This is a genomic window from Salinibaculum salinum, assembly GCF_037645885.1.
In the GTDB taxonomy this organism is placed as follows: Archaea; Halobacteriota; Halobacteria; order Halobacteriales; family Haloarculaceae; genus Salinibaculum; species Salinibaculum salinum.
In genome coordinates this window covers 365545-378039 of sequence record NZ_JBBENW010000001.1, presented here as the reverse complement: position 1 = coordinate 378039, position 12495 = coordinate 365545, and the positions used below count along the sequence as shown (strand labels likewise).

Sequence of the window (12495 nt, the reverse complement as noted above, 5' to 3'; positions counted from 1 at the left end):
AGAATTGTCGAGATATAACAATAGCTCGCGGAAGGGAACAGAGACAGTGCATGTATGACAAATAGGACAACAGCAAGAGTAAAATTAATCACATTGACAGTAGCATTGCTCGTCGCATTGAGTGCGGGGTCGACAGTCGCATTTGCGGTCAGTCCCGGACAGTCGGTCCAGCAGTCGTCCCACACTGCAGACGATGCCAGTGGCGCAACGGTGACGGCAGAAGAGATCAGTGCCGATCAGATTCGAATGGAAAACGTCGAAGTGTCGAATCTGACTGTCGACCTGAGTGAGATCCAGAGTTCAGATTCGATGCTCCAGGACTCATTCGGTTCGGCGGTCGGCGGTAACGTTGAGGGATTCATGGTCGACTCCATCGAGATCGGGTCCGTCCAGAATGCGTCAGTTTCCGTCGAGGATAACGTCGCAACCATCGACGCCGAAATCGAGTCGATAACGCTCGTCGGAGTGAGCGCAGACCGCGTGACTATCGACGGTTCGATGACGGGAGACTCCATGGCTCGACCGATGCTCGAAGGAGGCGATCTCACCTTCGATTCAGTCACTGTGGAGGGACTGGCCGTTGGGACGTTGACGAGCGAGAAGGCTCCGGCAGAGACGCCGACCGAGCCGGAAACCCCAACGCCGACTGAAACGGAGACGCCAACCGAGGAAACGCCAACTCCAACGCCGACTGAAACGGAGACGCCAACCGAGGAAACGCCAACTCCAACGCCGACTGAAACGGAGACGCCAACCGAGGAAACGCCAACTCCAACGCCGACTGAAACGGAGACGCCAACTGAGGAAACGCCAACTCCAACGCCGACTGAAACTGAGACGCCGACTCCGACTGAGCCCACCGACGGTGAAGAAGACAACGTCACAGATGGTGCCGTCGGAGGCGATGGTGACAATGTCACTGACGGTGAGGAAGACGATGTCACTGATATGGAAGAAGCGTCGGTGACGTTCGAAGATCAAACGTCCGACGGAATGGTCGTTAATCTCGCCAACTTCACGCTACCCGACGGTGGCTACATTACCATCCACAACGATTCCCTCCTCGAAGGGGATGCTGTCGGGAGCGTCATTGGCACGTCGGTATTCATCGACCCGGGGACCTACGAGGACGTGAACATCACGCTCTTCGACGTGCCCGGCGCGAACTTCAGCCAGTCGCAACTGACTGAGTCGCAGACGCTCATCGCGATGCCTCACCAGGAGACAGGCGACAACGTCATCTACGACTTCGTCGCAACCAACGGCACAGAGGATGTTCCCTACACCAGTAACGGAAGCGCCGTGACCGATGCTGCGAACATCACTGTGAACGAAACTGCCGTTGACGGCGAAGAGGAAGACGACAACGTCACTGTCGGTGAGGAAGACGATAATGTCACTGTCGGTGAGGAAGACGATAATGTCACCGCCGAGGAAGACGACAACGTCACCGCCGAAGAAGACGACAACGTCACTGTCGGCGAAGAAGACGATAACGTCACTGCCGGTGAGGAAGACGACAACGTCACTGCCGGTGAAGGTGACAACGTTACCGCTGAGGAAGACGACAACGTCACCGCCGAAGAAGACGACAACGTCACTGTCGGCGAAGAAGACGATAACGTCACTGCCGGTGAGGAAGACGACAACGTCACTGCCGGTGAAGGTGACAACGTTACCGCTGAGGAAGTAGCGTCGGTGACGTTCGAAAATCAAACGTCCGACGGAATGGTCGTCAACGTCACCAACTTCACGCTGCCTGATGGTGGCTACGTTGCCATTCACAACGACTCGCTCCTCGACGGCGATGCCGTTGGAAGTGTTATCGGTGCATCCGAGTACTTCGAACCAGGGAGCTACGAGAACGAGAGCATCACGCTCTTCAACGTGTCTGGCGCGAACTTCACTGAGATGCAGTTGAATGGGTCGCAGACGCTCATTGCGATGCCACATCAGGAAACGAACGAGAACACCACCTACGACTTCGTCGCAACCAACGGCACAGCGGACGGTCCGTACCTCAGTAACGAGAGCGCCGTGACTGACGCTGCAAACGTTACTGTGAACGAGACTGCCGTTGACGGCGAAGAGGATAATGTCACTGTCAGTGAGGAAGACGACAACGTCACTGTCAGTGAGGAAGACGACAACGTCACCGCCGAGGAAGACGACAACGTCACCGCCGAGGAAGACGACAACGTCACCGCCGAGGAAGACGACAACGTCACCGCCGAGGAAGACGACAACGTCACTGTCGATCAAGAAGCAGCAGTGTCCTTCGAGAGTCAGGCGACTAACGGAACGACCGTCAGTATCGCTAACTTCACGCTGCCCGACGGTGGCTACGTCGCAATCCACAACGACACGCTCCTCGACGGTGACGCCGTTGGAAGTGTCATCGGAGTATCCGAATACTTCGAGCCAGGTACCTACGAAAATCAGAGTGTCACACTCTTCAACGTGTCTGGCGCGAACTTCAGCCAGGCGCAACTGACCGAGTTGCAGACACTCATCGCGATGCCCCACCAGGAAACGAACGAAAACACCACCTACGACTTCGTCGCGACGAACGGCACAGCAGACGGCCCGTACCTCAGTAACGGTACTGCCGTGACCGACAACGCGACCGTCGCCGTCGAAGCAGAGTAGATCCTCTGTCGAGGTGGCCCGGCCACTCCGTGATTTTTTTGAAACACCCATCGAGGAGGACCTGAAGTACGTCGCTGGAGATGCCAGGAAAGAAATCAAACAGCCGCCGGCTAAAGTTCACTCTGGACGTCGAGTGCGTTCATCTCGTCGACCTCGCCACTGATTTCCTGAATCTTTGCAGTCTGCTCTTCGTTTGCGGCCGCGATGGACTCTGCTTCGTTAGCCACTTGCTCGAAGTCGTCTGCGGTCTGGTCGACCATGCTGGCTATCTCTTCGGTGCTGGCCGCCTGGTCGTCGGTGGCGTCGGCCACCTCCGCGACGCCGTCGGAGACGTTCTCGACCACTTCGGCGATGTTTTTGAACGTCTCGCCGGAACTTCGCACTTTCTCTGCACCCTCGTGGACCACGTCGTTCGTCTCTTCGAGACTCTCGACTGTCTCGGCAGTGTTCTCGCGCACGTCGCCGACGATGCCCTCGATTTCGGATGCGCGCTGTTGGGACTCCTCTGCCAGGGATTTTACTTCGTCTGCGACGACGGCGAACCCGGAGCCAGCCTCGCCAGCACGAGCCGCCTCGATAGAGGCGTTCAGTGCGAGCATATTTGTCTGGTCGGCGATGTCGTTGATGACATCGACTAGTTCGTCGATCTGCTGGATGCTCTCGTTGAGTTCGCGGATGTCGTCGGTCACGTCCGCGGCGGCCGTCTCGATGTCGGCCATGATGTCGATTGTCTCGTCAGCGTCGTCTTCACCGGCTTCTGCCGCCTCCCGTGCCCGTTCGCTAATCGTCTCGACTTCGTTTGCCGTGGCCGCAATCTCCTCGACGGTCGCGCTGAGTGACGCCACCTCCTCGGAAACTTCAGTGACCGATTCGAGCTGGTCGGTCGCCTGTGAGCTGATGGTTTGGGAGTTCTCTGCGACCTCTGTGGCTGACCGTTTCAGTTCGTCCACTGCAGACTTGATACTCTGTGTCGCAGCTTTCCGGTCAGAGATATCGCGGAACGTCTCGCTGATAGCGACCACGTCGTCCTCGCGGTCGTGAATGGGCCGAACGACGAGTTCCGTCGGAATTACCCGACCGTCGTAGCTCTCCTTCTCGACTTCGACGCGAATTTCGTCTTGTCCTTCATCGACAATCTGTTTCAGTGTGCAGTTTCCAGTCCCACAGACTTCGGGGTTGCAAAACTGGTCGTAGCACTTCACGAGTTCGCTCTCCTCGGCGTCGACGCCACCGAGTTCTTTCATTCGTTCGTTCTCGACGACGACGTTGAAGTTCAGGTCCAGAATCCGCATCGCCGCCCCGGTCGACTCCATCACTTGCCGGAGGTTGTTCGTGAGAACGTCCCAGAGCTCGTCCTCGGGGAGTTCTTTGCCGTCGAAGATGTCCTGTGAGAAATCGGCCCCTGCGGTCGACCCGCCTTCTGATGCACCATCTTCAATTGTTGCCATATCGCCATTTCACAGAACAGGTATTTTAATATATACTCAATATTTCACATCCTGAGAATAGACGATTGATGCCGAATAGGCAGTCCAGGAGTCCAGCAGTTATGTTCGGAGAGTGAATAGCCGCGCTTACTCCTCAGCCAGCGCCAGCACGTCGTCGAAGAAATCCAGCGAGTCGTTTGGTCCCGGATTCGCTTCGGGGTGGTACTGACGCGTGATGATGCCGAGCTCGTCGTTCTCCAGCCCTTCGGGCGTGTCGTCGTTGACGTTCACCTGCGTGATTTCGAGTTCGTCACCGGGGTCAGCGACCGTGTAGCCGTGATTCTGAGTCGTCATCACGACACGGTCGGTCCGGAGGTCACGCACTGGCTGGTTGACGCCACGGTGACCGAACTCCATTTTCGTGGTACGCCCGCCCAGTGCGTTGGCGACGACCTGCTGTCCGAGACAGATACCTGCGAGTGGGACATCGCCGACGTACTCCTCGACGATTTCACCGGCCTGCTCGAAGTTCTCGGGGTCGCCGGGACCGTTCGAAATAAAGAGGAGGTCAGGATCGATAGCCTCGATGTCGTCTTCGCTGGCATCGTAGGGGAGCCGGTGGACGACGGCGTCGCGCTCGACGAGGGACGATGTGATGGAGCCCTTCGCGCCACAGTCGACGAGCGCGACCGTCTTGCCATCGCCATCTTCGTTGGCCACAGTGTGTTCGTCGACGGAGACCTGTTTGCCGATATCAACGTGGTCGGACATGTGCTTGCACTCGTGCAGTTCGGCGAGTGCGTCCTCTTCGGTGGCGTCGGGACCGGCCGCGATGCCACACTTCATCGCGCCCTCGTCGCGGATCTCGGTGACAATGTCGCGGGAGTCGAGATGGTCGACAGCGGGGACGCCCTCGGATTCGAGCCACTCGGCGACGTCGTCGGTGAGTTCGCGGGAGACGACAGCGTTTGGCTGGACGTTGTCGGACTCGAAGCGCTCCTCTCGGACGCCGTAGTTGCCGATAAGCGGATAGGAGAATGTCAGGACCTGCTCGGCGTAGCTGGGGTCAGTGAGACTCTCCTCGTAGCCGGTGTAGGCTGTCGTGAAGACGATTTCACCGCGCGCGGTCCCTGGCGAGCGAGCGCGCGCCTCGATGATGCGTTCACCCTCGATGGCGACGTAGGCGTCTGTCATTACGAGATGCGTACGAAATGTCCGTTGATAAGGGTTGCTTTCGAAGATGAGTTACGAAATTCGTAGCGTTGAAGTACTGACCCATCGAAGGGTCACATCTCGATGGACGACCTTGACCGGCAGATACTGGACGTGTTGCGCCGGGATGCGCGGACACCCTACACGGAGATTGCAGACCGCATCGGCACCTCGGAGGGGACGGTTCGTAATCGCGTCGACCAGTTGGTCGAAGACGATGTCATCGAGCGGTTTACTATCTCCACACAGACGGGCAACATCAAGGCGATGGTCGAAATCGGAATCGACGTCAACGCCAAGACAGGCGGGTTGACCGACCGACTGGCCGACTGGGACGAGGTCGACTTCGTCTGGCACGTCTCCGGCGAGGAGGACATCGTACTCGTCATCGACGCCGCCGACACGTCCAGTCTGAACGACCTCATTACGCAGGCTCGGGAGTTGGAAGAAGTAGAATCGACGAAGACGAGGTTGATCCTCGACGAATGGCTCGGGTGAGCGGCAGCGAACCGAACCAAAAATCGAAGATTCGCCGAGTGAGTTGGTTTTGGACGAGGGTTTCAGGTAATCGATAGCGGCGTGACCACCGACAATCGAAGCCGGTTTGAACAGGGTCGCCTTTGAGAGAGATAATGAGCGCGGACGAGGAAGTCCACGAGAACGCGGGACAGGACGTTATTGCCGTCGATGCCGACGACAACGAACAGGGACTGGTCAACCGACTGGATGCCCACACCGGCGAAGGCATCCGCCACCGTGCCTTCACGACGCTGCTGTTCGACGAAGGCGGCCACATCCTGCTCGCCCAGCGCAGCCACGACAAGCGTCTGTGGGACACCCACTGGGACGGCACCGTCGCCTCCCATCCCGTCGAGGGACAGACCCAGGTCGAAGCCGCTACCGAGCGACTGGAGGAAGAACTCGGCGTCACGCCCGAGCAGTACGACGACTTGCAGGTGACCGACCGCTTCGAGTACAAGCGCTACTACGAGAACGCGGGCGTCGAACACGAGGTCTGTGCGGTGCTGAAGGCGACACTGTCGGACACGCGACTCGAACCCGACCCCGAGGAGGTCGGCGGCGTGATGTGGGTCCCCTACGAGCGACTGTATCACAATCCCAAGTGGTATCGCCAGCTCCGTCTCTGTCCCTGGTTCGAAATTGCGATGCGCCGCGATTTCGAGTGAAGACGGCAAAACTGGCTGCCCTGCTGCCCGGCGACGGTATGGAGCGTGTCTTTTTAGTGCCGGGCGGAGCAGAGCCGGTGTATGCCAGACGTATCAACACGGCGAGAGTTGCTTACGGTACTCGGTACCGGCACCGCGACCGTACTTGCCGGGTGTTCGGGCGGCGATTCCTCATCAGATGCCACCTCGACAGACCAGCCAGCGGCGACGGGAACGGAGACGCCGTCGGACACGGGCGGGACGACCACCGCGGAACCGGGACAGGACAGCGCGGACTCGCCGTCGCTGACCGACGGCTCCATCGCCGAGCGGTCGCTGCCGGCGTTTGCCGGCATCATTCCGGACGTCGACCCGCTCGTCGTCGGCGGGTGGAACACCGGCGGACGCGGCGTCAGAGTCACCGATTACCCGGACACGCCTTCGGACACGCTTCGGTTCAACGCGATGGTCGGAAGAATTCCATCGACGGCCATGGGGGCGTATCTCCTCACTTCGCAGGAGGGTGCGTTCGTCTCACAGCTCTGGACGGCACAACTGGAGGCCGGAAACGAACCGGACTGGGCCACCGTTGTGGCCGGCGTCGGCGCGATGTACGGCTCCGGTATCGAGGTGCAGACGACGCGGGAGACCCTCTCGGCCACCGAGAGTGAGTACGAACGGATAGCAGACGACCAAAACCGGCTCGTCGTCCGCGGACCGGAGGGTGACGTCGTCGGTGTCACCCCCGAGGTGTTCGCGTTCGTCCCGGCGAGCCAGAGGACGTTTGCGTTTTCGCCCGTCGACCGCCTCCGGGCACTGCTTGAGACGGCCCTCGGAAATCGGCAATCGCTTCCCGAGCGCGACCAGTCACTCCGGCGAGCGCTCGTGCACACTCCCTCGGCCGGGATTCTCCACGTCGCCCACTCCCGTGACGGCCCGCTTGGCGATGTCCTCACCAGTCTCCGGGAGACGGACACCCCCGGGTTCAGTGTCGCTGGCTACGCGACCGGATATACCACCGCACGGACTGCAGTCTCACACATCGATATCGGCGGTGAGGACCAGCCCTCACCCGCGACCGGTACCATCGTCTACGACGACTCCGCGTCCATCGACGGGGAGACACTCACCGCAAACGTTGGGAACCACGGTGCGGGTCGGGAGTACGTCCAGGACGGGACGATGGTGCAGGCGACCTGCGAGTACGCTCGTGACGACCTGAGTGTGTTTCTCGGTTCGGGCCAGTGAACTGACCGAGATCGGCCGTCGCCAGCGCCCGCGAGAACGTCCGTCACCAGAAGCGCCCACGCAAAACATTGTTCACTTTCACATACAGTTTCAGCAAAAGTGGCTCTTCCACCCATATATTTGGTCGTAGACGAGAACCGATACGCGATGCTTTTGATTGTTCGTGTGTCTGTCGGCCGCGAACTGAGACAGAGTCGGACCACCACAGTGGGGAGGCTCGGATGAACATCACCCTCGCGAGCGGAAACGGGCGACGAAGCGACGGCCACGGCGACGGAAGACGCGGCCGAAACCACGACCGACAGCACGGACGGCGAAGACGGCCCCGGATTCGGCGTCGTCTCGGGACTGGCCGGGCTGGCCGGCGCGGGATATCTGCTCCAGAGCGGGCGTGACGACGCGGCCGAGGCGACGGATACCGACTCCGACGATTAATCGCGGTCCCCGCCGACGGGTGTCGGGTCCACTGGCGTCCCGTCAGTGGCCTCGGCGTCCGTCGTGGCCTCGTTCTCGGCGTGGTCGGACGTGTCTGCGTCCGACGCGCGTGGCAAGCGGACGCTGACGACGGTACCATCCGCCGAGGAATCGAAGGACAGCGAGCCGCCGTTGTGTTCGGCGACCCAGTTTGCCAGCCACAGGCCGACGCCGCTGGCGTGTGCCAGTTGCGTCTCCCGGCCCTCTGCGAGCGTGCGATATTCCTGGTCGTCGATTCCCGTGCCGTCGTCGGCGACAGTCACGACGACGGTAGAGTCGTCGCTGGCTCCCTCGTCGACGGCGATATCGACTCGAGGCGTCTCGCTGTCGTTGTGTTCGATGGCGTTGACGACGAGTTCCTCGAAGGCGACAGTCAGCGTCGGCCCGGCCTCGACGGGGAGATGGTCGGGCAGCGAGAGAACGATCTCGGCGTCTGGGTACTCCCGGCGCGTCGCTGCGAGATCTGACGGCAGATGGTCAGCGAGGTCGAGTGTCCCACCAGTGTCGGTGTCGAACAGTCGGGAGAGTCGACTGACTTTCTCGCTACGTTCGACGACGGTATCGACCGTCTCGACGGCGGTCTCGAGACGACGGCTGGCACGGTCGTCCTCGACAGCGTCGCGCGCGAGATCGACGTTCCCCCGCACGACGTTCAGTTCGTTACGGATGTTGTGCCGGAGGAGACGATTGAGCACGTCCAGACGTTGCTCACGCCGGCGCTGTTCAGTCACGTCACGGAGACTCACCAGGCAACCGGAGAGGGTCCCGTAGGCGCGCGAAAGCGAAGATACCTGCACGTCGTAGTACCGGACTGAGCTGTCGGCATCGAGTCGTAACTGCGACTGGTCGGCGTCGAGAGCAGCGGCCAGCGACGGGAACACCGACCGGAGTGGTTCCCCGAGATACTCGAGTTCTGACGCGTCAAGGAGTCGTTCGCCCGCCGGATTCGTGTCGACGACGCGGTCGTTCTCGTCCAGAATGAAAATGCAGTCGTCGAGTTCGGTGAGTACTTCTTCACGACCGAGTTCGCGGACCGCCGGGGAAACCTGGAGCAGTTGCGTGCGAAACATCGCGCCGGCCAGAATAACACCCGTTAGCACGTACGCGAGGCCGCTCGGGTCGATACCAGCCGGTAGCAACTCGAAGATGTACAGCGCGTTCCCGACCATCGGAATGGCGATAGCGAGCAACAGCGCCGTGCTCTGGCTCCGGTAGAGGCGGTTCGTGCCGAGAATCGTCCGAAACAGAACGAAGGCACCGGCTGTGACAAGCAGGTACGAGTAGACCTGATGTCCCCAGAATGCCAGACCAAAATCGAGTGCGAGAGCGCTGTACTCACCGAGAAACGCTCGACTGGCCTCAGCCCAGACGAGACCGTGCCCGGTGTTCGTCCAGACGAGAAAGACGAATACCGCAGGTTCGATCAGCAACAGACCGAGCCTGCGATTGCTCAACCAGCGTTCGCGGCCGGTGTATTCGAGCACGACGACCAGCCAGGCGATCGGGACGATCGTCGAAAACGTGAATCCGACCTGCGTCCAGAATCGAAGCGCCCCCAGCCCCGCCGCAGCGATTGTTATCCCCTCTGCAACCGCCCAGAAACTCGCTGCGACGACGAAGACGGTGAGCGGCCGCGCACCCGGCTTGTCCCCCTGAATCCAGGCGAAAAAGCCCACACCCATCCCGATGACTGCTGCGAGCAACACAATCGGGAGATAGAACAGCTGTGCCATCGCCTAATGTCCGCCACAATGGGGCACATGCTTAAATATTCCAGTGCCAACTCGACGGACGATAACGACGGTGTTCGCGGGGCCCGCGTCACGACGAGCGTGCACGGACGGCAGCCCAGACAGCAACGGTACCGAGAAGGAACGCGGGAACGAGCGGCAAAACGAGGTAGGCGTCCCGGAGCGTCAGCCCAATCGAACGGACGAGTGACTGGGCCTGTGGGAGATAGAGCAGCGCAATCGGAACGACGAGGAAGGCGAAGATGATGACGCCGACGAGCAGCCAGCCGTGCCAGCCGAAGTCGCTGTCGGTCGGGGTGGCCTGCGTCGGCGGCGAGGACCGGGGCTGGTGGACGTACCGGTCGTCGCTGTCCTCGCCGTCGTCACCGCCGCCGGGTGCATCCGAGGCAGTCACCCGCTCGCCTGTCATTACCGTATTTCACTGCCACTGTCGCAAAACACTGTCGTTCTGGTGAGAAGCGATTCCCGCAGGTAGATACCTGCTACAGTTCGCTATCGGGGATGACAACGACTTTCCCGAAGCCCTCGCGCTCCTCGATGATTTCGTGGGCGCGGTCGGCCTCGCTCATCGGCAGCGTCTCCCGGATGCGCGGTTCGAACTCCCCTTCCCAGACCAGTTCGAGCACGTCGTCGACTTCGCCGGGCGTGCCCATCGTCGAGCCGTAAATCTCCAGCTGGTTCCAGAAGATATTGTTGATGTCCGTCTCGGGGTTGCCGCCTGTCGTCGCACCGCAGGTGACGACGCGGCCGCCCTTCGCGAGACTGTCCAGCGAGTTCTGCCACGTCGCCTTGCCGATGTGGTCGACGACAACGTCGACGCCGCGGTCGTCCGTCGCCTCGTCGATAGCCTCGGCGAAGTCGTTCTCGTCGTAGTTGATGGTGTGGTCCGCGCCGATATCCGCGGCGTACTCCAGTTTCTCGTCGGTACTGGCAGTGGCGTACACTTCGGCACCGATGTAGTCAGCGATCTGGACCGCAGCGTGACCGACACCGCCGCTGGCACCGAGAACGAGGATCGATTCGCCAGGCTGGAGGTCCGCACGCGTGACGAGCATCCGCCAGGCCGTCTGGAAGACAAGCGGCGCAGCGGCCGCAATCTCCCAGTCGACACCCTCGGGCACGGGGACGAGATTCTCGGCAGGTACCGCTGCCAGTTCACTGTGAACGCCGCGGACGTGTTCGCCGATAATCTGGAAATCCTCACAGATCGTCGGGTCCCCGTCTCGGCAGAACTCGCAGTGACCACACGCCAGTCCCGCAGAGACTGCGACGCGGTCTCCTGGTTCGAGTCGTTCAACATCGTCGCCGACCTCCTCGACGACGCCGGCGGCGTCGCTGCCGGGAATGTGGGGCATCTCGAGGTCGAGGCGCTGGAGCGCGCCCAGTCCCATCCGTGTGAAAACGTCGAGGTGATTCAACGCGCCGGCTTTGACGTCGACGAGCACTTCGTCGCGGTCGATTTCGGGGTCGTCGAAGTCGTCGTATTCGAGAACGTCTCTGCGGCCGTGTTCTGAAAATTGGACTGCTTTCATACATGGACAATCAACACGCCATAGAAAAACGCTGGCGGTACCACGTCCGTCTGCCGGTACATCGACAGTCGACGAAGCTCTATGGCAAGTCGGGGCTGGTCTTTTTGTCCACGAGTTCTGAAACCGGAGTATGGTCGATTTCCAGTCACGGGACACGAGTCGGGGGTACGGGAACGACGAAGGGACTGAAGACAGTGACGAGGAAGATACTGAAGAATCTGATCCAGCAGAGGGAACGGTCGAAGATGAGATGACAGATTTCGATGAGTACTCAATACCTTACGCAGTAGTAACATTTTCTAACGGCCAGACGATGGAGATGGATTCGACTGGCAAAGCCGTCGTCGATGCCATCGAACACGCCGGCGACGCCGTCTCGACTCGGGAACTCGTCGGACCGGATTACGATAGTATCCAGAGTACGGTGAGTACACTCGCACGCCGGGAGGATGTTACGGCGATCGTTACCGTCGGCGGAACGGGTGTTTCGCCAGACGACGAAACTGTCGAGGCTGTCGAACCGCTGTTCGACAAGGAGCTACCGGGGTTCGGAGAACTGTATCGTGTACTCTCGCACGATCTCGACGGAACCGCGGTCATCCGCACGCGAACGACGGCCGGTATCGTCGATGGCGTCCCCGTCTTCTGCTTACCGAAGGACACTGCCGGTGCGCGCCGTGGTGTCGAGCAGATTGTCCTCGAAGAAGCCGAAACGCTAGCCGAACAGGCGAGCGGTGAGTGACTGTATCGCGCTTTTGCAACTCCGACAACAACCACGGACAGCATCGTCGAACGCGTCGGTGAAATCCGACTCGAACTCAGAAAAGAAAATAGAAATATACCAGTTCAATAGATAGTATAGTACGATTATAATTATGAGAAAGATACGGATGAACCGTTCGCAACAGCCACGTTTCGGGATTGATCTGATCCGTAGCTGATAATAATCATCTTCATAATCTCTATGATATTATCTACGGAATGGTAGTAAATTACGAGTGAGAGTAGCGAGAGCGTCCGACAATTATCGTGCGTC

Annotated in this window: 10 protein-coding genes and 1 pseudogene; 6 read left to right on the top strand and 5 right to left on the bottom strand. The window is 60.0% G+C overall.

Annotation, left to right across the window (positions count from 1 at the left end; translation table 11 throughout):
- The first annotated feature begins 93 nt into the window (after window positions 1-93).
- Window positions 94-2649, top strand: a complete 2556-nt coding sequence (locus WDJ60_RS01950; protein ID WP_340098072.1) for a DUF7282 domain-containing protein — start codon at window positions 94-96, stop codon at window positions 2647-2649.
- 110 nt (window positions 2650-2759) lie between these two features.
- Here the strand turns inward: WDJ60_RS01950 and WDJ60_RS01945 are convergent, their stop codons facing one another.
- Window positions 2760-4097, bottom strand: coding sequence for a methyl-accepting chemotaxis protein (locus WDJ60_RS01945; RefSeq protein ID WP_340098070.1), 1338 nt, complete (start codon window positions 4095-4097; stop codon window positions 2760-2762).
- A 126-nt stretch (window positions 4098-4223) separates the two neighbouring features.
- The gene (gene carA / locus WDJ60_RS01940; protein WP_340098068.1) at window positions 4224-5270 is read right to left on the bottom strand and encodes a glutamine-hydrolyzing carbamoyl-phosphate synthase small subunit; all 1047 of its coding nucleotides are present in this window, start codon (window positions 5268-5270) and stop codon (window positions 4224-4226) included.
- 102 nt (window positions 5271-5372) lie between these two features.
- Between carA and WDJ60_RS01935 the strand changes: the two genes are divergently transcribed.
- From WDJ60_RS01935 to WDJ60_RS18795, 4 genes and pseudogenes are all read left to right on the top strand, one after another.
- Window positions 5373-5786, top strand: a complete 414-nt coding sequence (locus WDJ60_RS01935; protein ID WP_340098066.1) for an Lrp/AsnC family transcriptional regulator — start codon at window positions 5373-5375, stop codon at window positions 5784-5786.
- A 134-nt stretch (window positions 5787-5920) separates the two neighbouring features.
- A complete protein-coding gene (locus tag WDJ60_RS01930; RefSeq protein ID WP_340098064.1) occupies window positions 5921-6475 on the top strand; it encodes an isopentenyl-diphosphate Delta-isomerase in 555 nt (184 codons plus the stop codon).
- An 81-nt stretch (window positions 6476-6556) separates the two neighbouring features.
- On the top strand, window positions 6557-7702 hold the full coding sequence (locus WDJ60_RS01925; RefSeq protein ID WP_340098063.1) for a hypothetical protein: 1146 nt from the start codon (window positions 6557-6559) through the stop codon (window positions 7700-7702).
- Window positions 7703-8020: 318 nt separating this feature from the next.
- Window positions 8021-8137 (top strand): annotated as a pseudogene (locus WDJ60_RS18795) (PGF-CTERM sorting domain-containing protein); the annotation flags it as partial.
- Here WDJ60_RS18795 and WDJ60_RS01920 read toward each other — a convergent pair.
- The 3 genes from WDJ60_RS01920 to WDJ60_RS01910 form a co-directional block, all read right to left on the bottom strand.
- Window positions 8134-9909 carry a histidine kinase N-terminal 7TM domain-containing protein gene (locus WDJ60_RS01920; RefSeq protein ID WP_340098062.1) on the bottom strand — a complete coding sequence of 592 codons (1776 nt, stop codon included), beginning with the start codon at window positions 9907-9909 and terminating at the stop codon, window positions 8134-8136. The pseudogene WDJ60_RS18795 and the gene WDJ60_RS01920 overlap by 4 nt on opposite strands.
- Before the next feature lie 88 nt (window positions 9910-9997).
- The gene (locus WDJ60_RS01915; RefSeq protein WP_340098061.1) at window positions 9998-10336 is read right to left on the bottom strand and encodes a DUF7977 family protein; all 339 of its coding nucleotides are present in this window, start codon (window positions 10334-10336) and stop codon (window positions 9998-10000) included.
- Window positions 10337-10409: 73 nt separating this feature from the next.
- Entirely contained in the window at window positions 10410-11459 is a 1050-nt protein-coding gene (locus WDJ60_RS01910) for a zinc-binding dehydrogenase (RefSeq protein ID WP_340098060.1), read from the bottom strand.
- Window positions 11460-11589: 130 nt separating this feature from the next.
- Between WDJ60_RS01910 and WDJ60_RS01905 the strand changes: the two genes are divergently transcribed.
- Window positions 11590-12201: a MogA/MoaB family molybdenum cofactor biosynthesis protein gene (locus tag WDJ60_RS01905; RefSeq protein WP_340098059.1), complete on the top strand. Its 612-nt coding sequence runs from the start codon at window positions 11590-11592 to the stop codon at window positions 12199-12201.
- Window positions 12202-12495 lie beyond the last annotated feature (294 nt).

What these genes read in the sequence shown, in the direction of transcription:
- WDJ60_RS01945 (WP_340098070.1), bottom strand. Translation starts at nt 4,097, where the DNA reads ATGGCAACAATTGAAGATGGTGCATCAGAAGGCGGGTCGACCGCAGGG.
- carA (WP_340098068.1), bottom strand. Translation starts at nt 5,270, where the DNA reads ATGACAGACGCCTACGTCGCCATCGAGGGTGAACGCATCATCGAGGCG.
- WDJ60_RS01935 (WP_340098066.1), top strand. Translation starts at nt 5,373, where the DNA reads ATGGACGACCTTGACCGGCAGATACTGGACGTGTTGCGCCGGGATGCG.
- WDJ60_RS01930 (WP_340098064.1), top strand. Translation starts at nt 5,921, where the DNA reads ATGAGCGCGGACGAGGAAGTCCACGAGAACGCGGGACAGGACGTTATT.
- WDJ60_RS01925 (WP_340098063.1), top strand. Translation starts at nt 6,557, where the DNA reads ATGCCAGACGTATCAACACGGCGAGAGTTGCTTACGGTACTCGGTACC.
- WDJ60_RS01920 (WP_340098062.1), bottom strand. Translation starts at nt 9,909, where the DNA reads ATGGCACAGCTGTTCTATCTCCCGATTGTGTTGCTCGCAGCAGTCATC.
- WDJ60_RS01915 (WP_340098061.1), bottom strand. Translation starts at nt 10,336, where the DNA reads ATGACAGGCGAGCGGGTGACTGCCTCGGATGCACCCGGCGGCGGTGAC.
- WDJ60_RS01910 (WP_340098060.1), bottom strand. Translation starts at nt 11,459, where the DNA reads ATGAAAGCAGTCCAATTTTCAGAACACGGCCGCAGAGACGTTCTCGAA.
- WDJ60_RS01905 (WP_340098059.1), top strand. Translation starts at nt 11,590, where the DNA reads ATGGTCGATTTCCAGTCACGGGACACGAGTCGGGGGTACGGGAACGAC.